This is a genomic window from Methanobrevibacter sp. 87.7, from assembly GCF_002208625.1.
Lineage (GTDB): Archaea > Methanobacteriota > Methanobacteria > Methanobacteriales > Methanobacteriaceae > Methanarmilla.
The window spans coordinates 1-5,572 of the sequence record NZ_MRCT01000126.1 but is presented as its reverse complement, the minus strand read 5'-3'; the positions used below and the strand labels follow the sequence as shown (position 1 = coordinate 5,572).

Sequence of the window (5,572 nt, the reverse complement as noted above, 5' to 3'; positions counted from 1 at the left end):
AGTATATAATAATTATTATTATAAGCTTAAATTTTAAACTTAATAAAAATTTTAAGATAGAATAATTAAAATTAAAATTTTATTTTTAATTTAAATAAATTTAAATTTTCTAATATAAATTAATAAAAAGTAAAGAATATTTATAATTTAAAATTTATAAACTTAAAAACTTAATAAAAATTAATAAAATTAGAAAAAAGATAAAAAAACATGAAAGAGGAATAAAAAATTAGAAAAATAAAAAAATTAAAAATTATTACAAATGAGAATATAATAAATATTGAAGTTAAAATATATAAAAGCTTTTTAGAAAGATTTAAAGGTTTAATGTTAAAAGATAAGATAAATTATCCATTAATATTTATTATACCTGAAAATTACCTACTAAAAACAGGAATTCATACATTATTTATGAAAATCCCAATAGATATACTATTTATTGATAAAGAAAATAGAATATATGATACTTGTAGTTTAAAACCATGGCATTTTTATACTCCAAAAAAAGAAGCAAAATATATAATAGAATTAGAATATGGTTTTATTAATAAAAATAAAGTAGAAATAGATAATAAAATAATTATATCTGATTTATAGATATTAAAAATTAAAAAAATATCAATAATAAAATAATATATTTAATTTATAATCATAAAAATCAAAATATATTAAAAATAGAAGTTCAAATACTATTTTTGAATATTATTTTCAATAAATGGAATAATTTCAGATGGATGTTTAACTACATCAATCTCATCAATATCTTTAAGTTTCTTAGTATTTTTAATATCAATATCTCTCATATGCATTTGAATAACTTTTCCTTCAGATATTGCATCATATTGACAAGCCACTTTACATTGGCCACATCCAACACAATTTAAAAGTGAAATCTCTTTATATGGAATAAAAGCATCATGTGGACAAGCAAGTGCTGCTGTACAAGGATCACATTTTTTACATTTACTAAGTTCTAATTTTGAAGGTAAAACAGTATCAATATCACCAGGAGTAATATCAACAGGTACTATAATAGTTGGAACTTTACCTTTACCTGCTTGAGCTACAGCATTTGTAACAATTGTATCAGAAATTCCATAAACTATTTTTGCAACAGTATTTGCAGTAGCTGGAGATACAACTAATACATCATATTTACCTAAAGATAATCTACCAGTTATTGGAAAACTAAATTTTTGATTTTCATCAGTAGCAAGTTCTTTATAACGGCCTCCAGTATATTTAACAACAGTTTCATAAAGACCATACATTTTTAATACTTCAATACTTGCATTTGACATAAAAACAGTGACTGAATTATCTTTTGCAAGTTTTACAAATTCATCAACACTTTCTTTTAATAAATGACCTGCTCCAGTAAATGCCCATCCAATACGCATAATATCATCAAATATTGATTTAAATAATAAATTTTATAAAAAAATAGTTTTTAAATTAAATAAAAAAGAAAAAGAATTAGAATTGAATATATTTATATGCTTCATCATTTTTAAAAGCATAATGAACTTTATCAAAGTCATTCATATATTCACTTACTTCATCTTTAACATTTTTACCATCTATTGCAACAGCTTTAATAAATTCTGCAACTTCTGACATATTTTTCTCTTTTAATCCCCTTCTAGTGATTTCAGGAGTACCAATTCTTAAACCTGAAGGATTATCACTATCATTTACATCATCCCAAGGAAGGAGATTTTTGTTTAATATAATATTATTTTCTTCTAATTCAACTGCAAGTTGACTAGCTGGTTTAATATTAGAAACATCAACCGCAACTTGGTGAGATTCAGTAAATCCAAGATCTTCACATAAAACATTAAAACCAAGTTCATATAATGCTTGAGCTAATGCTTTAGCATTTTTAATGATTTGTTTAGCATAATCTTCACCAAATTCTAACATTTCAGCTGTAGCAATACCTTGACCAGCAATATGATGAAGATGATAGTTACTTACTACACCAGGGAAAACAGCATTATCTAATTTATTTGCATATTCCTCATGATTAGATATAATAATACCACCTTGTGTACCTGGGAATGATTTATGTGTACTTCCCATTAAAACATCAGCTCCTTCTCTTAAAGGATCTTGGAATTGTTTACCTGCAATTAAACCTAAAACGTGAGCTCCATCATATAATATTTTAGCCCCAACCTCATCAGCAGCTTCACGAGCTTCTTTAACAGGATGTGGGAATAAGAATAAACTTCCACCAAAAAGAATTAACTTAGGTTTTTCTTCAAGGATTTTTTTATTCATTTTATCAATATCGATGTTCATTATGTCAGCATTAAATGGGTGAGAAATTGTTTTTAATCCATGAATACCTGCAGCTGAAACACCTGCATGAGATATATGACCTCCATATGGTACTTCTAAAGCTTGTAATTTATCACCATAATCAGAAAAAGCAAAAAATGTAGCTAAATTAGCAGTTACACCAGAAATAGTCCTTACATCAACATATTTAGCATCAAATAATTTTTTACTTAAATCTACTGTTAAATCTTCAATATCATCAATGTATTTACATCCTTGATATAATCTTTCATGGGATTTACCTTCAGCATATCTATGAGATAAATCAGATACCATTGCAGTTTTAACATCAGTACTAGTAATATTTTCACTAGCAATAAGATTTATACTGTTTCTCATCCAATCATTATGATTTTTCATAAAATTTTGGAATTTAGTTATATTTTCTTGATTAGACATTAATTAACACCTATAAATATTATCAACAAAATTAGTCAATAAGCTTAATTCAACTTTTAATTAAAAATAAAATTTATAATAAAATTAAATTTATTAATTTTATATAATTTATATTTAATTTTTTAATTATATAATTATTATGTAAAATCATTAAAAATCATATTTAAAAATTAAACCTTAAACAAAAACTATTCTAATTTTAATTAAAAAATTTTTAAAAATAATTAAGGATAAAATAGATATAAAATTTTTATTTTAAAAAGTAATATGATTATATTTTAAATTTAAAACTAGTTTTTTCATAAAATTCAAAAAGAGTATATAATAAAGCTTAAATTTCTATAAAAAATAGTTTAGAATAAATTAAAAAATTCAAAAAAGATAAAAAGTAGATATTGGATAAAAATCCAATAAATCTACATATCTTCTAAAGCAGCATCGATTTGTGCCATAATTTGATCTGTTTTGAAGTGGTTTTGATCCATAGCACCTGATGGACATGCACCTACACAGGTACCACATCCTTTACATAATGCTACGTTAATTTCAGCATGTTTGTGACCTTCGTCTCCAACAATACTAATTGCACTGAATGGACAAAGTTCAACACATACTTCACAAGCACCACAAATAGATTCATCAGAAGTAGCAATAATAGGTTCAATTGCTACTTTACCTTGTGACATAGGAATTGCTGCACGACCTGCTGCTGCAGAACCTTGAGCAACAGAATCAGGAATATCTTTAGGACCTTGTGCTACACCAGCAATATAAACACCATCAGTTAAAGTATCAACAGGTCTTAATTTAGGGTGAGCTTCCATATAGAATCCATCAGAAGATTTGGAAATTCCTAAAGTTTGTCTTAATTCGTTTGAACCATGAGGAGCTTCTAAACCAACAGATAATACAACTAAATCATAGGTGTATTCAGTTACTTTACCAAGTAAAGTATCTTCTGCCCTAATAGTTAAAGTTAAATCATCATTTTCGATAATTTCTGCAGGTCTACCTCTTAAGAATTCAATACCATATTTTTCTTGTGATGTTTTGTAGAACTCTTCGAATCCTTTACCAAATGCACGAATATCCATGTAGTAACAAGTTACATCAGTATCAGGTTCGTGATCAATACATAATTGAGCGTTTTTCATAGAGTACATACAACATACTCTGGAACAATATGGTTTACCAATTTGTTCATCCCTTGAACCAACACAATGGATAAATGCAACACGTTTAGGAGTTTTACCATCAGAAGGTTTAATAACGTGTCCAGTAGTAGGACCTGATGCATTAATCATCCTTTCAATTTCCATAGCAGTAATTACGTTAGAGTATCTACCGTAACCATATTCGTATTTACCTGAAGGGTCGTATGGGTCGTAACCAGTGGTTGCGATAATAGTACCAACTTCAAGTTTAATTTCTTCAGGTTTTTGATCGTGATCAATAGCTCCAGGAGCACATGCTGCATCACAAAGTTTACATCCAATACAGTAATCTTTATCGATAGTAGCACATAATGGAACTGCTTGAGGGAATGGAATGTAAGCAGCTTTAGTCATACCAATACCTTCATCAAAGTAGTTAGGCATTTCAATAGGACAAGCTTCAGTACAAGCTCCACAACCAGTACATAAGTTTTCATCTACGTATCTAGCTTTTTTCTCTACAGTAACAGTAAAGTTACCAATGTATCCATCAACATCTTTTACTTCAGCATAAGTAATTAATTCAATGTTATCATGTTTACCACAATCTACCATTTTTGGTGCGAGAATACATAAAGAACAATCTAAAGTAGGGAAAGTTTTATCGAGTTGTGCCATCCTTCCACCAATAGTAGGAGCTCTTTCAACAAGATAAGTATGGAATCCCATATCACCTAAATCTAAAGCAGTTTGAATACCAGTTACTCCTCCACCAATAACAAGAGCATTGTTATTTACATCTACTAAAGAAGGAGTTAAAGGTTCTAATAATCTAGCTTTAGCAACAGCCATACGTACTAAATCTTTAGCTTTTTCAGTAGCAGCTTCAGGTTCGTTCATGTGTACCCAAGAATCGTGTTCTCTTAAGTTTGCAAATTCAAATAAGTATCTGTTTAATCCAGCTTCTTCTACACATCTTCTAAATGTAGGTTCGTGAAGCCTTGGAGAACAAGCAGCTACTACTACTCTGTTAAGATTATATTTTTTAATATCTTCTTGAATAAGAGATTGACCAGGGTCAGAACACATATATTTGTAGTCTTTAGAAACTACAACATCAGGTAAAGTACCTGCGTATTCAGCGACTGATACTACATCTACTGCTGCAGCAATGTTTACACCACAGTGACAGACGTAAACTCCTATCCTTAATTCTTCGTTTTCATTATTTTTTTCTTCTGCCATTAAATCACCTTGTACAAGTATGTGACATTATCTAATATTTTATAAAAATTAAAATCTTAGATAAATGTATGTTTAACATTAACATTAATAAAGCTTTCTATTTTTAGAATTAAGTAAAGTATTTATAAGATGAAAAAATGTTTAAATAAAAATTTAAAATAGAAAGCATTAAGAGTTATAAATAAAAATTAAAGATAGTATTATAGATTAAACCTTAAAAAATAAGTTTAATATGAAAATAAATAAAAATAAAGAAAATACAAAAAAGAAATTTATACTAAATATATAAGATAAAAAAATCAAAAAACAAGTAAAAATTTAATAAATCACAATAAGAAGTTAAAAAATATTTTAATAAATTAATTAATAATAAAGAAAAACAATTTAAAAAATTCTAAAAAAAAAAACAATTAAAATAACTATAAAAA

4 protein-coding genes are annotated in these 5,572 nt (G+C 26.9%); 1 reads left to right on the top strand and 3 read right to left on the bottom strand.

From position 1 onward, the window contains the following. Window positions 1-228 precede the first annotated feature (228 nt). Entirely contained in the window at window positions 229-597 is a 369-nt protein-coding gene (locus tag BGI41_RS06400; protein WP_143744802.1) for a DUF192 domain-containing protein, read from the top strand. A gap of 92 nt (window positions 598-689) precedes the next feature. On the opposite strand, the gene BGI41_RS06395 is transcribed toward BGI41_RS06400, so the two are convergent. The 3 genes from BGI41_RS06395 to BGI41_RS06385 form a co-directional block, all read right to left on the bottom strand. Further along, window positions 690-1,400 (bottom strand): dihydromethanopterin reductase (acceptor), encoded by a 711-nt coding sequence (locus BGI41_RS06395; RefSeq protein WP_088539632.1) that lies wholly within the window; start codon window positions 1,398-1,400, stop codon window positions 690-692. A gap of 76 nt (window positions 1,401-1,476) precedes the next feature. After that, on the bottom strand, window positions 1,477-2,745 hold the full coding sequence (gene glyA / locus BGI41_RS06390; RefSeq protein ID WP_088539630.1) for a serine hydroxymethyltransferase: 1,269 nt from the start codon (window positions 2,743-2,745) through the stop codon (window positions 1,477-1,479). A gap of 416 nt (window positions 2,746-3,161) precedes the next feature. Continuing rightward, a complete protein-coding gene (locus BGI41_RS06385; RefSeq protein WP_088539628.1) occupies window positions 3,162-5,144 on the bottom strand; it encodes a CoB--CoM heterodisulfide reductase iron-sulfur subunit A family protein in 1,983 nt (660 codons plus the stop codon). Between the last annotated feature and the right edge of the window lie 428 nt (window positions 5,145-5,572).

What these genes read in the sequence shown, in the direction of transcription:
- glyA (WP_088539630.1), bottom strand. Translation starts at nt 2,745, where the DNA reads ATGTCTAATCAAGAAAATATAACTAAATTCCAAAATTTTATGAAAAAT.
- BGI41_RS06395 (WP_088539632.1), bottom strand. Translation starts at nt 1,400, where the DNA reads ATGCGTATTGGATGGGCATTTACTGGAGCAGGTCATTTATTAAAAGAA.
- BGI41_RS06385 (WP_088539628.1), bottom strand. Translation starts at nt 5,144, where the DNA reads ATGGCAGAAGAAAAAAATAATGAAAACGAAGAATTAAGGATAGGAGTT.